This is a genomic window from Ruegeria sp. F12 (genome assembly GCF_056533885.1).
The window spans coordinates 14,481-32,082 of the sequence record NZ_JBQFOV010000009.1 but is presented as its reverse complement, the minus strand read 5'-3'; the positions used below and the strand labels follow the sequence as shown (position 1 = coordinate 32,082).

Annotated in this window: 14 protein-coding genes; 10 read left to right on the top strand and 4 right to left on the bottom strand. The window is 60.9% G+C overall.

Going from position 1 to position 17,602, the window contains the following annotated elements:
* Positions 1-3 precede the first annotated feature (3 nt).
* The 3 genes from nirB to ACR0CA_RS13080 are packed head-to-tail and all read left to right on the top strand — an operon-like array spanning position 4 to position 5,386.
* Positions 4-2,436, top strand: a complete 2,433-nt coding sequence (gene nirB, locus ACR0CA_RS13090; RefSeq protein WP_480899467.1) for a nitrite reductase large subunit NirB — start codon at positions 4-6, stop codon at positions 2,434-2,436.
* Positions 2,433-2,765, top strand: a complete 333-nt coding sequence (gene nirD, locus ACR0CA_RS13085; RefSeq protein WP_480899465.1) for a nitrite reductase small subunit NirD — start codon at positions 2,433-2,435, stop codon at positions 2,763-2,765. Before nirB ends, nirD begins: the two co-directional genes overlap by 4 nt.
* Positions 2,762-5,386, top strand: coding sequence for a molybdopterin-dependent oxidoreductase (locus tag ACR0CA_RS13080; RefSeq protein ID WP_480899463.1), 2,625 nt, complete (start codon positions 2,762-2,764; stop codon positions 5,384-5,386). Before nirD ends, ACR0CA_RS13080 begins: the two co-directional genes overlap by 4 nt.
* Before the next feature lie 2 nt (positions 5,387-5,388).
* On the opposite strand, the gene ACR0CA_RS13075 is transcribed toward ACR0CA_RS13080, so the two are convergent.
* Both ACR0CA_RS13075 and ACR0CA_RS13070 read right to left on the bottom strand, forming a co-directional pair.
* On the bottom strand, positions 5,389-6,480 hold the full coding sequence (locus tag ACR0CA_RS13075; protein ID WP_480899461.1) for a Gfo/Idh/MocA family protein: 1,092 nt from the start codon (positions 6,478-6,480) through the stop codon (positions 5,389-5,391).
* A 12-nt stretch (positions 6,481-6,492) separates the two neighbouring features.
* Complete coding sequence (locus tag ACR0CA_RS13070) at positions 6,493-7,203, bottom strand: GntR family transcriptional regulator (protein WP_480899458.1); 711 nt, start codon at positions 7,201-7,203, stop codon at positions 6,493-6,495.
* A gap of 108 nt (positions 7,204-7,311) precedes the next feature.
* Between ACR0CA_RS13070 and ACR0CA_RS13065 the strand changes: the two genes are divergently transcribed.
* From ACR0CA_RS13065 to ACR0CA_RS13040, 6 genes are read left to right on the top strand one after another with little or no spacing between them, the layout of a single operon-like run.
* Positions 7,312-8,466 (top strand): LLM class flavin-dependent oxidoreductase, encoded by a 1,155-nt coding sequence (locus ACR0CA_RS13065; RefSeq protein ID WP_480899456.1) that lies wholly within the window; start codon positions 7,312-7,314, stop codon positions 8,464-8,466.
* Positions 8,466-9,356, top strand: coding sequence for an aldo/keto reductase (locus tag ACR0CA_RS13060; RefSeq protein WP_480899454.1), 891 nt, complete (start codon positions 8,466-8,468; stop codon positions 9,354-9,356). Before ACR0CA_RS13065 ends, ACR0CA_RS13060 begins: the two co-directional genes overlap by 1 nt.
* Positions 9,356-9,871 carry a flavin reductase family protein gene (locus ACR0CA_RS13055; protein ID WP_170783144.1) on the top strand — a complete coding sequence of 172 codons (516 nt, stop codon included), beginning with the start codon at positions 9,356-9,358 and terminating at the stop codon, positions 9,869-9,871. Before ACR0CA_RS13060 ends, ACR0CA_RS13055 begins: the two co-directional genes overlap by 1 nt.
* A 53-nt stretch (positions 9,872-9,924) precedes the next feature.
* Positions 9,925-10,512, top strand: a complete 588-nt coding sequence (locus ACR0CA_RS13050) for a TRAP transporter small permease (RefSeq protein WP_170355479.1) — start codon at positions 9,925-9,927, stop codon at positions 10,510-10,512.
* Positions 10,513-11,802, top strand: a complete 1,290-nt coding sequence (locus ACR0CA_RS13045; protein WP_170783146.1) for a TRAP transporter large permease — start codon at positions 10,513-10,515, stop codon at positions 11,800-11,802.
* A 25-nt stretch (positions 11,803-11,827) separates the two neighbouring features.
* Complete coding sequence (locus ACR0CA_RS13040; protein ID WP_170355481.1) at positions 11,828-12,889, top strand: TRAP transporter substrate-binding protein; 1,062 nt, start codon at positions 11,828-11,830, stop codon at positions 12,887-12,889.
* A 30-nt stretch (positions 12,890-12,919) separates the two neighbouring features.
* Here the strand turns inward: ACR0CA_RS13040 and ACR0CA_RS13035 are convergent, their stop codons facing one another.
* Entirely contained in the window at positions 12,920-13,390 is a 471-nt protein-coding gene (locus ACR0CA_RS13035; protein ID WP_170783147.1) for a tetratricopeptide repeat protein, read from the bottom strand.
* An 84-nt stretch (positions 13,391-13,474) separates the two neighbouring features.
* Here ACR0CA_RS13035 and ACR0CA_RS13030 point away from each other — a divergent pair, with 84 nt between their 5' ends.
* Positions 13,475-14,674, top strand: a complete 1,200-nt coding sequence (locus ACR0CA_RS13030; RefSeq protein WP_480899451.1) for a cytochrome-c peroxidase — start codon at positions 13,475-13,477, stop codon at positions 14,672-14,674.
* Between the two features lie 31 nt (positions 14,675-14,705).
* Here ACR0CA_RS13030 and gcvP read toward each other — a convergent pair whose 3' ends face one another.
* On the bottom strand, positions 14,706-17,561 hold the full coding sequence (gcvP, locus tag ACR0CA_RS13025) for an aminomethyl-transferring glycine dehydrogenase (protein ID WP_480899449.1): 2,856 nt from the start codon (positions 17,559-17,561) through the stop codon (positions 14,706-14,708).
* Between the last annotated feature and the right edge of the window lie 41 nt (positions 17,562-17,602).

Below are 17,602 nucleotides of genomic sequence, written 5' to 3'. Positions count from 1 at the left end.
GATATGAAACAGAAATTGGTTGTCATCGGAGCCGGCATGGCCTCGGGCCGGGTGCTGGAGCACCTGACCGACGCTGCCCCCGATGCGTTCGACATCACCCTGTTCAACGCCGAACCGCGCGGGAATTACAACCGCATCATGCTCAGCCCGGTTCTGGCAGGTGATCAGACTTACGAAGAGATCGTGACCCATGACGACGCCTGGTATTCCGAACGTGGGATCACATGTCGGTTTGGCGAGAAAGTGGTCAAAATCGACCGCGAGTTGAAAGTGGTCGAAGGCGAGAACGGTCATGTTCCCTACGACAAACTGATCTTCGGCACCGGTTCGAACCCCTTCATGATCCCGATGCCGGGACATGATCTGGACGGCGTCATCGCCTATCGCGATCTGGAAGACACAGAACAGATGATGGGCATGGGCGCGGGCAACAAGGTCGTCGTGATCGGTGGCGGCTTGCTGGGGCTTGAGGCCGCCGCAGGCATGGCCGCGCGCGGGGCTGATGTGACCGTCGTGCATATCATGGGCCACTTGATGGAACGTCAGTTGGACCCTGCCGCAGGGTACCTGCTGAAGAAATCTCTGGAAGAAAAAGGCATCACCGTTCTGCTGAATGCCAAATCGACCGAAATCGCGGGCAAGGATGGCAAGGCCCGGGCGCTGCTGTTGGAGGACGGCACGGAATTGCCCTGCGATCTGTTGGTGATGGCTGTGGGCATCCGCCCCAACACCGGGCTGGCGCAGGAAACGGGCCTTGCCGTGGGTCGGGGTATTCATGTCGATGACCAAATGATCACCTCGGACGCCGATATCTATGCCGTCGGTGAATGTGTCGAACATCAGGGCGAGGTCTTTGGCCTTGTCGCGCCGCTCTACGATCAGGCCAAGGTGCTGGCGCAGACCCTGTTGGGTGAGGACGCGGCGTTCAAACAGCGCTCGTTGTCGACCAAACTGAAAGTCACCGGCTGTGATCTGTTCAGTGCAGGCGACTTTGCCGAGGGCGAGACCCGCGAGGACATCGTGTTCCGCGATCCAGCGCGCGGCGTCTATAAACGGCTGGTTCTCGAAGGCGATAAGCTGGTCGGTGCGGTTATGTTTGGCGACACCGGCGACAGCAACTGGTTCTTTGGCCTGATCCGCGATGGCGAGGACGTGTCCGAGATGCGTGAGACGCTGATCTTCGGCCCGGCCTATCAGGGGGGCGGCTCTGCGGACCCTCTCTCAGCCGTTGCAGCATTGCCGCCTGAGGCGGAAATCTGTGGCTGCAACGGCGTTTGCAAATCCGACATCACCACCGCTATCGAAGGCGGCGCAACCGATCTGGGCGCCATCCGCGCGACCACCAAGGCCAGTGCCTCTTGCGGGACCTGCACCGGACTGGTCGAACAACTGCTGCAGGTCACGCTGGGCGACGACTTCCAGATGCCCACGGCGCAACCTGTCTGCGGCTGCTGCGACCTGACCCACGAGGACGTCCGCCGCCTGATCAAATCGCAAGAGTTGAAAAGTCAGGAAGCCGTCTGGCAGGAGCTGGGCTGGAAGACGCTGAACGGCTGTCATGTCTGCCGCCCGGCGATTAACTACTACCTGCTCGCCGACTGGCCGGTGGAATATCAGGACGACCCGCAAAGTCGCTTCGTCAACGAACGCAAACACGCCAACATCCAGAAGGACGGCACGTTCAGCGTCGTGCCCCGTATGTGGGGCGGCATCACCAACCCGGCGGAACTGCGCGCCATTGCCGACGCGGCCGAGAAATACGATGTGCCCACGGTCAAAGTCACCGGCGGGCAGCGCATCGATCTGCTGGGCGTGAAAGGGGCGGACCTGCCCTATATCTGGTCCGATCTAAACAAGGCCGGGCTGGTCTCGGGCCACGCTTATTCCAAGGGTCTGCGCACGGTGAAAACCTGTGTCGGTACCGATCATTGCCGTTTTGGGACGCAGGACAGCACGGGCCTCGGCGTGAAGCTTGAGAAAATCCTGTGGGGCTCGTGGACGCCGCACAAGCTGAAGCTGGCGGTCTCGGGCTGCCCGCGCAACTGCGCCGAGGCGACCTGCAAGGATATTGGTTTGGTCTGCGTGGACTCGGGTTTCCAGATCAGCATCGGTGGCGCGGCTGGCATGGACGTCAAGGAAACCGAACTGCTGGTACAGGTCCCGACCGAGGATGAGGCGATTGAGGTCGTGATGGCCGTCACCCAGGCCTATCGAGAGGGCGGTAAGTATTTGGACCGCTTGTACAAATGGATGGCGAAGGTTGGCCTCGACTGGATCAAGGAAACCGTTGTCGACAATCTGGACAACCGCCGCGCGCTGGTTGAACGGTTCGAACTCAGCCAATCCATCTACCGCAAAGACCCATGGGCCGAGCAGGCCAAAGAGGCCCCCCGCTTTGCGCCCATGGCCGATCTGACATTGGAGGCCGCAGAATGAGCTGGATCGACATCGGACATATCGACGACATCCCCCTGCGCGGCGCGCGCGTAGTGAAAACGCCGGTCGGTTGTATCGCCCTGTTCCGCACAGCAAAGGATGAGGTCTTTGCCGCCTCGGACACCTGCCCCCACAAGGGCGGCCCGCTATCTGAGGGCATCGTGCACGGCCGATCCGTCACCTGCCCGCTGCACAATTGGGTATTCGACCTGAACTCGGGTCGGGCACAAGGCGCGGATGAAGGCCAGATCGACACCTATCCGGTGCAGCTGGACGGAGAGCGCATCCTGCTCGACAGCACCTCATTGGGGCAAAGGAGCGCCGCGTGAAAGACCTGAGTGCCTGCGCCACACGCTCAACCTGCCCTTATTGTGGGGTGGGCTGCGGGGTTCTGCTGCAACCGGATGGCGCGGGTGGCCTGACCGTCACCGGCGACCCGGATCACCCGGCCAATCAAGGGCGGCTGTGTTCCAAAGGCTCGGCTTTGGCCGAAACGGTGGGCCTGTCGCAGCGACTGCTAGCACCCGTGGTAACGGGCAAAGAGACTGGCTGGGACGACGCGCTGCAACTGGTCGCGGACCGGTTCCGCGAGACCATCGCAGAACACGGGCCGGATTCAGTGGCTTTCTATGTATCGGGCCAGTTGCTGACCGAGGACTACTATGTCGCCAACAAGCTGATGAAAGGTTTCATCGGCTCGGCCAATATCGACACGAATTCGCGGCTGTGCATGGCCTCAACCGTTGCGGGCCACAAACGCGCTTTTGGCACCGACACCGTGCCCGGAACCTATGAGGATCTGGACGTGGCCGATCTGGTCGTGTTGGTCGGCTCCAATCTGGCCTGGTGCCACCCGGTTTTGTATCAGCGCCTGATGGCAGCCCGGCAGGCGCGCGGGACCAAGATCATCGTTGTCGATCCGCGCCGCACGGCGTCCTGTGACAGTGCCGATCTGCACCTGCCGCTGGCCGCGGGCAGCGATGTGGCACTGTTCAACCATCTGCTGTCTCAAATCGACACCGCCGGTTTGGTGGATGCGGATTTCCTGACCCACACCACCGGCTTTCAGGCGGCGCTGGACAGTGCGCTGGCCGATGATGTCTCGGCCACCGGTCTCGACACCGACGATATCGCGCAGTTCTGCCAGATGTGGATGGGCACTGAAAAGGTCGTGACGATCTTCAGTCAGGGCGTGAACCAATCCAGTTCGGGCAGCGACAAGGTCAACGCGATCCTGAACTGCCATCTGGCCACGGGGCGGATCGGCAAGCCCGGCTGCGGGCCTCTGTCGGTCACCGGTCAGCCCAACGCGATGGGTGGGCGCGAGGTCGGCGGTCTGGCCAATATGCTCGCCTGTCATCTGGATATCGAAAACGCCGATCACCGCGCCGCCGTGCGCGATTTCTGGTCGGCCCCGGCCATGCCCGAGGCCCCGGGCCTCAAGGCCGTGGACCTGTTCCGCGCCGTGGGCGACGGGCGCGTCAAGGCGCTGTGGGTGATCCACACGAACCCCGTGGTTTCAATGCCCGAGGCCGACGCTGTGCGCGATGCCATCGCGGCCTGCCCGTTCACTGTGGTCTCGGACATCACCGCCCGCACCGATACGGCGCGGCTGGCCGATGTTCTGTTGCCCGCCACCGCGTGGGCCGAAAAAGACGGCACAGTCACCAATTCCGACCGCACGATCAGCCGACAACGTTCGGTCCTGCCCGCACCGGGACAAGCGCGCGCGGATTGGGACATTCTGGCCGAGGTCGGACGACGGATGGGCTGGCCTTCGGCCTTCGATTATCAAACGCCCGGAGAGATTTTTCGTGAGTATGCAACCTTGTCCGGCATTGCCGCCAAGTTTGGACGCGATTTCGATATCTCGGGCCTCAGCGACTTGGATGCTGTGGGTTATGACGCTCGTCAGCCGACGCGCTGGCCTATCACCGCCACACGGCAGGGCGGGCGGTTCTTTGCGGATGGGCAGTTCTATCACCCCGACGGCAAGGCGCGGCTTTTACCAGTTACATGGCGCGCGCCTGCGGCCAAAACAGAACCGCGTTATCCATTCTGGCTGAATACCGGGCGGCTGCGCGATCAGTGGCACACGATGACCCGTACCGGTCTGTCTGCGCGGCTGTCGGCCCACCTGCCCGAGCCGTTTTTGGACATTCATCCGGATGATGCACGCGCCACGGGGATAAACCCCGCCGATCTGGTGCAGGTCGCAAGCACGCATGGAACATCCATCCTGCGGGCGCGGATCACACGCGATGTCACACAAGGACAGGTCTTTGCGCCGATCCACTGGACCGGAGAAACCGCCCCTTCAGCCCGGATCGACGCCGTGGTCGCTGCGGCGACCGACCCTGTGTCCGGGCAGCCCGAAAGCAAAGCCTCCGTGGTGAACGTCACCCGGTTCAACGCCGAGTGGTACGGGTTTGCGGTGTCAGATCGCGAAATGCAACCTTCGTGCGAATATTGGGCGAAGACCCCCACCAAAACCGGCTATCGCGCCGAACTGGCCGGGATGGGCACAATAAATGACTGGCAAACCACCGCGCGTGATCTTTTCGGATTGCCCGAGGCGCAGATAACCATAGTTGAGGACCCGGCGCGCGGCATGGCGCGGTTGGCGTTCTATGAGAACGGACGACTGGTTGCGGCCCTGTTCATTTCGCCCGAGCCCGTGGCCGTGATGCGCGACTATCTGGCGACGCTGCCACAGGTGCCCGACCTGCTGTCAGGCCGCGCGCCGGCCGACCGGCCCGATCCCGGTCCGGTCCTGTGTTCCTGTTTCGACGTAGGCGTGAACACCATCCTGACCGCTATTGAGACCAAAGGGCTGATGAGCGTCGAAGCCATTGGTGAGGCGTTGCAGGCCGGAACCAATTGCGGCTCATGCCGCCCGGAACTGGCGACACTGTTGGCGTCGGCACATCAGAAAGAGGCCGCTCAGTAGTTCTAGAACCAAACCGCCTCTCCGGTCTCCAGCGCCTTTTGCGCGGCCAGACCCATGCGCACAGCCCACATCCCGTCCTGCAGAGTCACCTCGGGGGCGGGTTTATCACCACGCAGGACGGCTAGGAATCCTTGATGCTGATAGAAAGTAGACCCGTTATGGTCACCCGCGGCCAATAGCGTTGGATCAACGGGGATGTCCTTGGCGACCGGTCCCTTAGGCGCACGTGGGCTAACGATCAGTTGCGGCACCGGCGCATCACCAAGATGCTCGGGCCAGAATCGGCCCGGTCCGGGCACCATCGCCTCGATCTTCGCGTCCGGCCCGACGGCCGAGATCTCCTCCTGATACCGCGCACCTTCCGCGAACATACACAGCTCCAGCATTGCTCGCGCACCCGAGGCGAAATCGACCATGACATAACCGTGGTCCAGAATGTCGGGTGTTTCGCCGTTATACGCCTCGTCCAAATGATTGACAGCCTGCCCCCCGCTGGCTGTCACGCGCACAGGGTCCGATTGCAGGATCAGGCGCATGAGGTCGAAGAAGTGACAGCATTTCTCGACAAAGGTACCGCCCGTATTGCGGTTGAAGCGGTTCCAGTTGCCGACCTTTTCCAGGAAGGGAAAGCGGTGCTCCTTGATGGTCAGCATTTTGACACCGCCGGTCACCTGCGCCCCCTCAATCAAGGCTGCGATGGGCGGCATATAGCGATACTCCATCGCCACCCAGATCGGATGAGGGTAGTCACGCTGGATGGCGTCAAGCCGCGCCGCATCTGACGGGTCGGTGAACAGAGGTTTCTCGACCAGCAAAGGCAAAGGTCGCACCCGCGCGATCTGCTCGATCTGGTCCACGTGCAGATGGTTGGGGCTGGCAATCACGATGCAGTCCAGATCATCCACGGCCAGCAGATCTTCGACCGAACCCACCATCTGCGCATCCGGTACAATCGTCTGCGCTGCCTTGGCCATCGCGGCGTCGGGTTCGAAAATCGCCGAGACGCGCGTACCTTCCAGCAACGCGATATTATGCAGGTGTTCCTGCCCCATCATACCGCAACCGATCAGCCCGTAATGGATGGTCCGGGTCATGCGTTTTTCCTTTTATTTCAGACGTTGGACATAGGTGGCCCGATCCGGATCGAACCACGTTTTTGAAAACTCGACCGGTTCTGGCCCCTCGGACCAACTGAACCGCTCAATATACCCGGCCATTGCGCCAGCGGGTTTGGTGAAGGTCTCGGGCGTCCACGCAGGCAGCGCACGGACCGAAACCCGATCCTCAGCCCGCGTGATCCAGAACCCAAGCTGCTGTTGGTAATAGCGATAAAGCGAATCCGAAAGCAGCGTCTGATCGACCTTTCCGGCGGACTCATCCAGCCAGATTTCCTCGACCGCGATGATTGTGTCATTCAAATAGCGCATCCGGCGCACCCGCGAGCCTATGGTCGAGGTGCCAAACTCCGGCAGATCGGAGGGTTTTTCCAGATGATCCACCGACAGGATATCCGCGCGCGGCAGCCCCCCGCCCTCGGGCAGCTCCAGCCGGAACATCGCATAAACGCTGTTCTGCGTCCCGGTCTCGCGGATGTAATTGCCCGAGCCTTGGATACGCTCCAACATCCCTTTTTTCTCAAGCTCCGCCAGCGATTTTCGCAGCGTCCCGACCGAGACATTGAGATTCGTAGCCATGTCCCGTTCGGGCGGCAAACGCTCGCCGTCGATCAGCCGACCCGCGGCAATGTCGCGGATAAGAAGCTCGGCGATCTGCACATAGATCGGCAGCGCGTTGGGGTTGCGGCTGTTGGCAGTCATTTTCGGAGTGCTTTACCGAGTCGCAGAAAAAATTGATACACTATTGATCTACATCAAAGTGATTGCTACGCAAGAGGAAAGTCAAAAGATGCACGGAGAACGAATCAAATGACCATCGTCCCCATCACATCCCCCGATCTGGATGCGGCCGAGGTTTCGTGGTTCGCCGCTTTGTGCTCAGACGATTATCAGTTTCTGGGTGTCCCGGATGGTGACCTCCGGTCGAGTTGGGAGCATTGTTCCGGCATCGTCCGCGAGGCCGAGGCGCAAGGGTTCCGAAACATCCTGTGCCCGTCTTCTTATCAGGTCGGTCAGGACACGCTGAGTTTCGTGGCAGGCTGCGCGCCGATCACGGACCGGATAAACCTGCTGGCTGCTGTGCGTTGTGGCGAGATGCAGCCGATCATGCTGGCCCGCACCATTGCGACGCTGGATCACATGCTGCAAGGGCGGCTGACGGTGAATATCATCTCGTCCGATTTCCCCGGCGAAAAGGCCGACAGCGCGTTCCGCTATCAGCGGTCCCGCGAGGTAGTCGAGATCCTCAAGCAAGCCTGGACACAGGATGAGATCAACCATGCGGGTGAGGTCTATAACTTCTCGGGCCTGACCACCGATCCGGCCAAGCCTTATCAGACCGGCGGTCCGCTGCTGTATTTCGGAGGCTATTCTCCGTCCGCGTTGGATCTGTGTGGCGAGCATTGCGACGTCTACCTGATGTGGCCCGAAACCAAGGATCAACTGGCCGAGCGGATGAAGGCCGTTCACGCAGTGGCTGAAAACTACAACCGCACGTTGGACTACGGCCTGCGCGTTCACATGATCGTCCGCGATACCGAGGCTGAAGCGCAGGAATATGCGGACTACATCGTTTCGAAGCTGGATGACGAATATGGCCGTGCGATCCGGGAACGGGCGCTGGATTCGACCTCTCTGGGCGTGGCGCATCAGGCCAAGAACCGCGATCTGGCGGATGAGTATGGCTATGTAGAACCGGGCCTGTGGACAGGTGTTGGCCGCGCGCGCTCGGGCTGTGGGGCAGCTTTGGTCGGATCGACCGATCAGGTGATGTCCAAGATCGAAGAATATCAAAAGATGGGTATCCGCGCTTTCATCTTCTCAGGCTATCCGCACATGGATGAGGCCAAGCATTTCGGGGCCCGCGTCCTGCCTAATCTGAAAACCTGCTCGCTGCCCGAAAAATACGGGCGCGTGCCTTCAAAAACCCCGGCTACCCCGCTGGGCGCCGGAGTTCGCCGCTGATGCACCGTGTGAAACTATCCGACACGCTGGAACTGAGCCGCATTGTATATGGCATGTGGCGCATCGGGGATGACGATGACACCTCGGCCGGTCATGTCGAGGCCAAGATACAAGCCTGTCTGGATCAGGGGATCACCAGTTTCGATCAGGCGGATATCTACGGCGACTACACGGCCGAAGGCATTCTGGGTGCCGCCCTGCGCGCCAACCCGTCCCTGCGGTCAAAGATGGAGATCGTCACCAAATGCGATATCGTCGCGCCTTGCGGACGGTATTCAGACGCGAAGGTCAAATACTACGACACCTCGCGCGCGCATATCCTGAAATCGGTCGATACTTCTCTGACCGAGATGGCCATCGACCATATTGACCTGCTGCTGATCCACCGCCCTGATCCGTTCATGGACCACGTTGAGACCGGCGCCGCGCTGGATGAGGTGGTCGCCAGCGGCAAGGTGCGCGCTGTCGGCGTGTCGAATTTCCGCCCGTGGGACTGGAGCCTGCTGCAATCGGCCATGAACACGCGTCTGGTCACGAACCAGATCGAGCTGTCTCTGGGCCGGATCGATCCATTCAGCAATGGCGATCTGGCTTTTCATCAACAGCATAACCAACGCGTAATGGCGTGGTCGCCTTTGGGGGGCGGTTTGCTGATGGCCGGAAACCCTCCGGTCGGAGTAGTGGCCGATGAGATAGCTGCCGAATTCGGCGTAGATCGCGCGGCAGTCGCCATCGCTTTCCTATTGGCGCACCCCGCAGGAATTCTGCCGGTTATGGGCACGAACAATCTGGACCGGATCAAAAGCATCTCGGACGCATTGAAAGTAAATCTGGATCGCGAAAGCTGGTTCCGCCTTTACGAGGCGGCGCTGGGGCATGAGGTACCATGATGAACGCAATCTCAAAGGATATGAGCCACACTTTCATCCCACACAAGGACGACACCCGCACCCTGCGGGACGCTTTCGGCAAGTTTGCAACCGGCGTCACCATTGTCACCTGTGACAGCGACGATGGTCCGGTCTGCATCACTGCCAACAGCTTTTCATCGCTGTCGCTGGACCCCCCGTTGGTGATGTGGGCAGGCGACCGCAATTCGCGCCGGTTCCCCTATTTCCACAAGGCACGCCATTTCAGCGTGCACGTGCTATCGTCGGAACAAGCCGATCTGTGTTTTGGCTGCTCGAAAGACGCATTCGCCCTGCGGGATATAGACCACGATCGCTGCGGGAACGGAACACCTCTGCTGCCGGATTGTCTGGCGCGGTTTGAGTGCGAACAGCACGCCTATCACGATGCAGGCGATCACGTGATCGTGGTGGGCAAAGTCCTGAAAGTCAGCATGGCGGACGGAGACGCGCTGACATTCTACGCCGGGAAACTCGGCCAATTCGCGCAGCACTAAGCGCGATTTGACGACTGCGGGACAAACCTGCGGCTAAACAAGGGAGGATCCGCATGGGCGGACTGGCAACGGCGCTTGCGCCGATTGCATTCGTGAACGAAACCGTGCTGCGTTTGGGCCGCGCGGTTGGTGTCGTTGCGATTGCATTGATGGTGATCGCAATCCTGATTCAGGTGTTCTTCCGATACGTTTTAGGCAACGCCCTGCCCTGGCCGGACGAAGCCGCGCGCTTCTGCATGTTGTGGATGACCGGGCTGATGGCCCCTACCGCGTTTCGGCGCGGCGGGTTTGTCGCCATTGATATGCTGCCCATGATGCTGCCGCGCGTGCTGGGGCAGGTGTTGATGCTGTTTCTGCTTTTCGTCTCGCTGGCGGTGTTGGCCGTCGCCGTGAATATCGGCTGGTCCGAGGTCACGGGTTTTGGCGGCCGCTTCGCCACGGCGGCGCTCTATATTCCGACCTCGCTGGGGTTTGACGAGTGGTACCGCGTCCCGCGCAGCTGGATGATGGCATCGTTGCTGGTGGGGGTCATACTTCTGCTAGTCGTCAATATCGAGCTTATCCTGCGGTCGATCGTCAAGATGATGGGCGGCGGAGACCTGCTACCCGAAATCGCAGATGCACCGGTGGGGGCTGAATAGATGCTGATCTGGTTCCTGCCCACCTTCCTGATTTTCCTGATGATCGGCCTGCCGGTCTTTTTCGCACTTCTGGCCGCGCCCGGCATTTTGCTTTGGCTGAACGGCCAAACCAACGACATCACGCTGCTGTACCGGAACGTCTATAACGGTATGGACAGCTTCCCGTTGATGGCGATCCCCTTCTTCATGCTGGCCGGAGAGTTGATGAACCGTGGTGGCATCACCATTCGTCTGGTCGAGTTCTCTCAGGCCCTGATGGGGCACCTGCGCGGCGGTCTGGCCCATGTGAATGTCCTGAGTTCGATCCTGTTTGCCGGCCTGTCGGGCTCGGCGGTCGCCGATACCTCGGCACTGGGCTCGATGCTGATCCCAGCGATGGAGAAACAGGGCTATACCCGCCGCTTCGCCGCTGCGATCACAGCGGCCAGTTCGGTGATCGGGCCAATCATTCCGCCCTCGGGCATCATGATCATCTATGCCTATGTGATGGGTGAAAGCGTGGCCGCCCTGTTTTTGGCAGGCATTGTTCCAGGCGTGATGGTTGGCGTCGGCCTGATGCTGATGATCAAAGTCATGGCCGACAAATACGACTTCCCCGTCGCCAGCCGCAAATACACATGGTCCGAGCGTCGTCAGGCAAGCCTCAAAGCGTTCTTCCCGCTGCTGACCCCCGTCATCATTCTGGGGGGCATCCTCGGCGGCATCTTCACCCCGACCGAGGCTGCTGCGGTCGCTGTAGGCTATGCATTCATCATCGGTTTCTTCGTCCTGCGCACGCTGACCCTGAAAGAAGTGCCCGAGATCCTCAGCAATGCGGGTCTGACCTCCGCGGTGGTTTTGCTGCTGGTGGGCGCTGCGATGGCATTCAAGACCGTGGTCAGCCTTAGCCACGCGCCTGAACAACTGGCGGCACTGATCCTTGGCCTGTCGGAAAATCCGCTGATCCTGCTGTTCCTGATCAACCTGCTGCTGTTCGTCGTCGGCATGTTTCTGGATGCAGGCCCCGCGATCATCATCCTTGGCCCCATCCTTGCGCCCATTTTCACAAGCCTCGGCGTGGACCCGATCCATTTTGCTATTATCATGAGCGTCAACCTGACCGTCGGCCTGGCCACTCCGCCCATGGGGTTGGTGCTGTTCGTGGCCGCCGCCGTATCGCGCGAAAAGGTCGAAACCATTGCCAAGGCGATCCTGCCGTTTCTGGCTGTCGAAATCATAGTGATCTTCCTGATCACCTATGTCCCCGCACTATCCATGACGATCCCGAGGATAACGGGATTTGCAAACTGAACTGAGTATCACAGGGAGGAAACGAATGCTCAGAGACTTCATCAAAACCGCTGCGGTGGCCACCTCGCTGGTGGCCGCATCCGCACTAGCTGCAACGGCTGCTGATTACACCTTGCGCGCGACGGCGAACTCGAACGAAAACGACGAAGACTATGACGGCCTGATCGTCTTCAAGAACTACGTCGAGGCTGCCTCGAACGGCGCCATCGAGGTGGAACTGTTCATCGGGACGCAGCTGTGCTCGAACGGGGCCGAGTGCCTGCAAGGCGTGGCTGACGGTACGATCGACATCTATATTTCGACCTCGGGCGGCGCGTCGGGCATCTTCCCCTACGTGCAGGTTCTGGACCTGCCCTATCTGATGGCCGATGACCGCGTCGCCGAGCATGTCTTGTCCGGCGATTTCACCCGCAAGGTACGCGACATGGCGCTTGAGGATTCCGGCGGCGCGATCCGTCTGATGACCATCGGAAACACCGGTGGCTGGCGCAACTTTGCCAACACTCAGCGTCGCATCGCTGAGCCAGCCGATATGGAAGGTCTGAAAATCCGCACCGTGGTCGCAGACCTGCCTCAGGAGCTGGTCAAGGCACTTGGTGCATCGCCTACTCCGATCCCATGGCCGGAACTGTTCACCAGCTTCCAGACCGGTGTGGTTGAAGGGTCCAAGAACGGCATCACCGACATCATGGGTATGAAATTCCCCGATGCCGGTCTGCAATACGTCACGCTGGACGGCCACGCCTATATGGGTGCGTTGTGGTGGATGAATAACGCCAAGTTCCAGGAGATGCCCGAGGACATGCGCCGCGTGGTGGTCGATGGGTTCTATGCTCTGCAGCAGGCCACCTTTGCCTCGCCCAAGCGCAAGTCGATCCAGGCCTATGAAGATTTCGTCGCCGGTGGCGGGGATCTCTATGTGCCGACACCCGACCAGAAAGCTGCATTCAAAGAGGCCGCAACGCCGGTTTATGACTGGTTCCAGTCCAACGTGGCCCGCGGGGACGAGGTGTTCAACGCCCTGACCGAAGCGGTTGCTGCAGCCGAGGCTGATATCAACGCCTCTCGCGATGCGGATCTGAACTAAGCGAAAGGGGCCGGGCGCTTCGTCCGGCCCTTACCGAAACGGGTACATCCACCCTTTGTAGTCGTTGACCAGAACATGCGCTCTTTCAATCTGCTCCGGCGACATTTTCTTGACCACTTCCTCAAGGCTGATCGCCGCATCGGGATCACCGCCAATCGCGCTGAGCGTGTACCACATATACGCCCGCACCAGATCGGGCGCGGGCATGCCCAAACCCAGCTCATAATACCAACCGACGCCCGATTGCGCCCCCGGATGTCCCTTCATCGAAGCACGCAGATACCAATCAAACGCCCGCTCGTAATCCTGCTCGACCCCCAGCCCAAGGCCGTACATGACGCCGATCAGTTCCTCGGCCTCGGCATTGCCAGACCGCGCGGCTGGCATCAGTTCCTCGCGTGCGGCCTCGAACTCCCCGGCCTCCATCATGTCACGCGCCTGTTCCAGTTCGGCCAGCGCCGGGGTGGCAAGAAAGCAAAGGGCAAATACAAGCTGGCGCATTGGGTTTTCTTCCTTTTCGTCGGTGCGGCTGCGGCTCAGGATTTGCCGCGTCCGCTGACCGATGATGACTTTATCCTCTTTGATATGGAACAGGCTGCCATCGGTCATCAACTGTTTTACGACCCGATCCTGTCGGGCAATCAGAACATATCCTGCGCCCATTGCCATCACCCTGATTTCGGCACGTCGGACGGGTTGTCTTTGGGGATCGGTGAAGGCGGACAGGGTCTGGGACCGGACCGCATGCCCGGCGTGGGCGCAGAAAAGATCCGCAAGCGCATCCCGCGCAATTCACCGGGGCTTTGGAACCTTGGGGCAAAAGAGCTTCACACCGTATTCCACGATGGCCGCCTGAGTATCTCGGATGTCTACGGTAACGGATTCAATTCTCCGGCCCAGGAATGGTTGCCTGAGGGGCTGAACTCGCTGCTCGCCGCACAGGCGCTGTTCCCACTGACCTCGCAATTCGAAATGGCCGGCAATGTCGGCGAAAATCAGGTGACCGGAGCGGTTGCCGACCGGATTGATCTGGGCTGGCCGATCCTTGCCAAGCGCGTGCGCACCGATCCGCGCTATGGCCCGGCCATGGTCGCCGCTTTTGATGAGGTCAACATGACCGAGGACATTACAATCACCCAGATCGCCAACGCCTTAGCCGCGTTCATGGCGGTTGAATGGCGCAGCACCGACAGCGCGTTCGATCAATACCTCGCGGGTGACTCCTCGGCGCTGACGGCAGAGCAGAAAGACGGGATGGACCTGTTCTACGGCAAGGCGAATTGCGCCTCGTGCCACTCCGGCCCGCTTATGTCTGATCAGAAATTTCACGCCTTGGCCCTGCCCCCTTTTGGGCCGGGCCGCACGCGGCAATGGGACCCCTATGTGCGTGACGTTGGCCGCATGGGGGAAAGCGACCGCTTGGAAGATGCTTACCGCTTTCGCACTCCGATGTTGCGAAACGTCGCTCTGACGGCGCCCTATGGGCATAATGGAGCATTTCCGGACCTAGAAAGCATGATACGCCACCACCTGAATCCGGAACGCAGCCTGTCACAATGGACCCGTGATATGGCTAACCTGCCGAACGTTCCTTGGTTGCACAAAGCCGATTTCGTCGTCTGGGACGACCGGTTGGAAATGGCGCGTGTGCGCGGCAAGATGGACATCACGCCATTGGAATTGTCCGAAGCTGACATCGCAAGTCTCGTGGCATTCCTCAACGCACTGACGGGATCCAGCGTGGACTCTCCACCATTCGGGGTACCGAAAGGCTTCGTTCCCTAAGAAAAACCCCCGCTGGGCGGGGGTTTTCTTTTTATTCCGCCGCTTCCGCGTATGCGTCCATTGGAGGGCATGTGCAGACGAGGTTTCGGTCTCCGTATGCGTTGTCGACGCGGTTGACGGGGGACCAGTATTTGTCGACGCCCATGGAGCCCGGAGGGAAACAGGCCTGTTCGCGGCTATAGGGCCGGTCCCAGTCGCCGACCAGATCGCGCACCGTGTGGGGGGCGTTCTTCAACGGGTTGTTTTCCGCATCGATCTTGCCGTCGATGATATCCTGCGCTTCGGATCGGATCGAGAGCATGGCGTCGCAGAAGCGGTCCAACTCGTCCTTGGGCTCGGATTCCGTGGGCTCCACCATCAGGGTGCCGGCCACCGGCCAGCTCATCGTCGGGGCGTGGAAGCCGCTGTCGACCAGACGTTTGGCGATGTCGTCGACGCTGACATGCGCCGCCTCGTCCAAGGGTCGGGTGTCGAGGATGCATTCATGCGCCACACGACCGGATTCGGAGGTGTAGAGGATCGGATAGGCATCCTGCAGACGCGCTGCGATATAGTTGGCGTTCAGGATCGCAACCTTGGTCGCCTGCGTCAGACCCGCGCCACCCATCAGCAGCACATAGGCCCATGAGACCGGCAGGATCGAGGGCGAGCCAAAGGGCGCCGCAGAGACCGGCCCCACGGCGGTGCCGTATTCCGGGTGACCGGGCAAGTGCTCTTCCAGATGCGCCTTGACGCCGATCGGGCCCATGCCGGGGCCACCACCGCCATGCGGGATGCAGAAGGTCTTGTGCAGGTTCAGGTGGCTGACATCGCCGCCAATGTCTCCGGGACGCGACAGGCCGACCATGGCGTTCATGTTGGCCCCGTCGATATAGACCTGACCGCCGTGGTCATGGGTGATCTGGCAGACCTCCTGCACGGTGGTCTCGAACACGCCATGGGTCGAGGGGTAGGTGATCATGCAGCCGGCCAGATGATCCGAATGCTTCTCGGCCTTGGCGCGGAAGTCATTCAGGTCGATATTGCCGTTCTCATCCGATTGCACCGGCACCACCTGCCAGCCCACCATCTGCGCCGAGGCCGGGTTGGTCCCGTGCGCCGAGGTTGGGATCAGGCAGACATTGCGGTGCCCTTCGCCGCGGGCGAAGTGATAGTTGCGGATGGTCAGCAGGCCTGCATACTCGCCCTGCGCGCCCGAGTTGGGCTGCTGGGAGATCGCGTCATAGCCGGTGATCTGGCACAGCTTGTCGTTCAGATCGGCAATCATCTCATGATAGCCCTGCGCCTGGTCTTCCGGAGCAAAGGGGTGCAGATTGCCGAACTCGGGCCATGTGACCGGGATCATCTCGATCGTCGCGTTCAGCTTCATGGTGCAGGATCCCAGCGGGATCATCGCCCGGTCCAGCGCCAGGTCGCGGTCGGCCAGACGGCGCATATAGCGGGTCATCTCGGCCTCGGCCCGGTTCTTGTGGAAGATCGGGTGAGTCAGATAGGGCGTCTCGCGCAGGGCGTAATCCGGCAGGCGGTACGCCACGTTCGAGCTGTCATCCTGACGGTCGATGCCGAAGGCGCCCCAAACCGCCTCAATCGTCTCGGCGCGGGTCTGTTCATCCAGGCTGATGCCCACTTTCGTCTCGCCGACCTTGCGCAGGTTGATGCCACGGGCAACGGCGGCCTCCATAACGGTGGTCTGCAAGTGGCCGACCTCGACCGTGATGGTGTCAAAGAACACCTCGGGTTCGACCGAGAAGCCCGCCTCTTCCAGACCGGCGGCCATGCGCGAGGTTTTGCGGTGCACCGATTGCGCAATCGCCTTGATGCCGTCGGGGCCGTGATAGACCGCGTACATCGAGGCCATCACCGCCAGCAGCGCCTGCGCGGTACAGACGTTCGAGTTGGCTTTTTCGCGGCGGATATGCTGCTCGCGGGTCTGCAGCGCCAGGCGGTAGGCCTTGTTGCCCCGGCTGTCGATGCTGACACCGATGATCCGGCCCGGCATCGCGCGCTTCAGCTTGTCGGTGGTCGCCATATAGGCGGCATGGGGCCCGCCATAGCCCATCGGCACGCCAAAGCGCTGGGTCGATCCGATGGCGATATCCGCGCCCATCTCACCCGGTGACTTCAGTAGCGCCAGCGACAGGATGTCGGCGGCGACGATGGCAATCGCTTTGTGCTCATGCAGCGCCGCGATCTCGGCGGTGAAGTCGCGCACATGGCCGTGGGTGCCGGGGTATTGGAAGATCGCGCCAAAGACGGCGCCTGCTTCCAGTTGGTCGGGATCGCCCACCTGTACGTCGATGCCCAAGGGCTCGGCGCGGGTTTTGATCACAGCGATGGTCTGCGGGTGGCAGTTGCGGTCGACAAAGAAGGCGGCGTTGTTGGCCTTGGACCGACCACCGCGCTTGGCCATCGCCATGGCCTCAGCCGCGGCGGTGGCTTCGTCCAGCAGCGAGGCATTGGCCACGTCCAGCCCGGTCAGATCGCTGACCATGGTCTGGAAGTTCAACAGCGCCTCAAGCCGGCCCTGGCTGATCTCGGGCTGATAGGGCGTATAGGCGGTGTACCAGGCCGGGTTTTCCAGGATGTTGCGCAGGATCGGCGCCGGCGTGGTGGTGCCATAATAGCCCTGACCGATCAGCGAGGTCAGAACCTTGTTCTTGCTCGCCACCTCTTTCATGTGGAACAGCGCATCGCGTTCCGTCATCGCCGGACCCCAGTCCAGCGGCTCTTTCTGGCGGATCGCGGGCGGGACGGTGGCGTCGATCAGCGCGTCCAGCGTCTTGAAGCCGATCACCTTGAGCATGTCGCGCATCTCGGTCGGGCTGGGCCCGATATGGCGGCGATTGGCAAAGTCATAGGCTTCGTAGTCGGTCAGTTTGAAAGCCATTGCAGCGCTCCTATGAATAAGTCAGGTCGGGCGGAGACCAC

Excerpts from the sequence above, each read along its gene's own strand:
- ACR0CA_RS13035 (WP_170783147.1), bottom strand. The coding sequence starts at position 13,390 with ATGCGCCAGCTTGTATTTGCCCTTTGCTTTCTTGCCACCCCGGCGCTG.
- ACR0CA_RS13045 (WP_170783146.1), top strand. The coding sequence starts at position 10,513 with ATGCTGATCTGGTTCCTGCCCACCTTCCTGATTTTCCTGATGATCGGC.
- ACR0CA_RS13040 (WP_170355481.1), top strand. The coding sequence starts at position 11,828 with ATGCTCAGAGACTTCATCAAAACCGCTGCGGTGGCCACCTCGCTGGTG.
- nirD (WP_480899465.1), top strand. The coding sequence starts at position 2,433 with ATGAGCTGGATCGACATCGGACATATCGACGACATCCCCCTGCGCGGC.
- ACR0CA_RS13030 (WP_480899451.1), top strand. The coding sequence starts at position 13,475 with ATGGAACAGGCTGCCATCGGTCATCAACTGTTTTACGACCCGATCCTG.
- ACR0CA_RS13060 (WP_480899454.1), top strand. The coding sequence starts at position 8,466 with ATGCACCGTGTGAAACTATCCGACACGCTGGAACTGAGCCGCATTGTA.
- ACR0CA_RS13055 (WP_170783144.1), top strand. The coding sequence starts at position 9,356 with ATGAACGCAATCTCAAAGGATATGAGCCACACTTTCATCCCACACAAG.
- gcvP (WP_480899449.1), bottom strand. The coding sequence starts at position 17,561 with ATGGCTTTCAAACTGACCGACTACGAAGCCTATGACTTTGCCAATCGC.
- ACR0CA_RS13070 (WP_480899458.1), bottom strand. The coding sequence starts at position 7,203 with ATGACTGCCAACAGCCGCAACCCCAACGCGCTGCCGATCTATGTGCAG.
- ACR0CA_RS13075 (WP_480899461.1), bottom strand. The coding sequence starts at position 6,480 with ATGACCCGGACCATCCATTACGGGCTGATCGGTTGCGGTATGATGGGG.
- ACR0CA_RS13065 (WP_480899456.1), top strand. The coding sequence starts at position 7,312 with ATGACCATCGTCCCCATCACATCCCCCGATCTGGATGCGGCCGAGGTT.
- ACR0CA_RS13050 (WP_170355479.1), top strand. The coding sequence starts at position 9,925 with ATGGGCGGACTGGCAACGGCGCTTGCGCCGATTGCATTCGTGAACGAA.
- nirB (WP_480899467.1), top strand. The coding sequence starts at position 4 with ATGAAACAGAAATTGGTTGTCATCGGAGCCGGCATGGCCTCGGGCCGG.